This window comes from Perlucidibaca piscinae DSM 21586 (genome assembly GCF_000420045.1).
GTDB classification, from domain to species: domain Bacteria; phylum Pseudomonadota; class Gammaproteobacteria; order Pseudomonadales; family Moraxellaceae; genus Perlucidibaca; species Perlucidibaca piscinae.
On record NZ_ATUE01000003.1, the window covers coordinates 1 to 1,353 of the forward strand.

The 1,353-nt window shown below is 54.8% G+C and carries 2 tRNA genes and 1 rRNA gene; all 3 read right to left on the bottom strand.

The annotated features are described in order from the left end of the window. Positions 1-27 precede the first annotated feature (27 nt). Positions 28-103: transfer RNA gene (locus F595_RS0100050), tRNA-Ala, on the bottom strand. A gap of 28 nt (positions 104-131) precedes the next feature. After that, positions 132-208: transfer RNA gene (locus F595_RS0100055), tRNA-Ile, on the bottom strand. A gap of 71 nt (positions 209-279) precedes the next feature. Next, a 16S ribosomal RNA gene (locus F595_RS0100060) occupies positions 280-1,353 on the bottom strand; the annotation flags it as partial.

Here is a 1,353-nt window from a genome sequence, read left to right on the forward strand (position 1 = left end):
GTCACAACCCAGGCCATCACGCTTTGATGGTGGAGCCAGTCGGGATCGAACCGACGACATCCAGCTTGCAAAGCTGGCGCTCTCCCAGCTGAGCTATGGCCCCTCGTGCTGCAGCCCGTAACCCAACTTAGTGGTGGGCCTGACAAGATTTGAACTTGTGACCCCACGCTTATCAAGCGTGTGCTCTAACCAACTGAGCTACAGGCCCGCTAAGCTCGGGCTTACATTTGATCAGACAACTTGTTGTGGGTTCTTGCAGAATGAGGCATCGAAATCGATTAAGGAGGTGATCCAGCCGCAGGTTCCCCTACGGCTACCTTGTTACGACTTCACCCCAGTCATTGGCCACACCGTGGTAAGCGCCCTCCTTGCGGTTAAGCTACCTACTTCTGGTGCAACAAACTCCCATGGTGTGACGGGCGGTGTGTACAAGGCCCGGGAACGTATTCACCGCGGCATTCTGATCCGCGATTACTAGCGATTCCGACTTCATGGAGTCGAGTTGCAGACTCCAATCCGGACTACGATCGGCTTTTTGAGATTGGCGTACCCTCGCGGGCTAGCAACCCTTTGTACCGACCATTGTAGCACGTGTGTAGCCCTGGCCGTAAGGGCCATGATGACTTGACGTCGTCCCCGCCTTCCTCCGGTTTGTCACCGGCAGTCTCCCTAGAGTTCCCACCATTACGTGCTGGCAACTAAGGACAAGGGTTGCGCTCGTTGCGGGACTTAACCCAACATCTCACGACACGAGCTGACGACAGCCATGCAGCACCTGTGTTCTGATTCCCGAAGGCACTCCCGCATCTCTGCAGGATTCCAGACATGTCAAGGCCAGGTAAGGTTCTTCGCGTTGCATCGAATTAAACCACATGCTCCACCGCTTGTGCGGGCCCCCGTCAATTCATTTGAGTTTTAGTCTTGCGACCGTACTCCCCAGGCGGTCTACTTAATGCGTTAGCTGCGCCACTAAAGGATCAAGTCCCCCAACGGCTAGTAGACATCGTTTACGGCATGGACTACCAGGGTATCTAATCCTGTTTGCTCCCCATGCTTTCGCACCTCAGCGTCAGTGTTAGGCCAGAAGGCTGCCTTCGCCATCGGTATTCCTCCAGATATCTACGCATTTCACCGCTACACCTGGAATTCTACCTTCCTCTCCCACACTCTAGCCGCGCAGTTTTGAATGCAATTCCCAGGTTGAGCCCGGGGATTTCACATCCAACTTACGCAACCGCCTACGCGCGCTTTACGCCCAGTAATTCCGATTAACGCTTGCACCCTCTGTATTACCGCGGCTGCTGGCACAGAGTTAGCCGGTGCTTATTCTGCGAGTAACGTCACTGCTCAAGG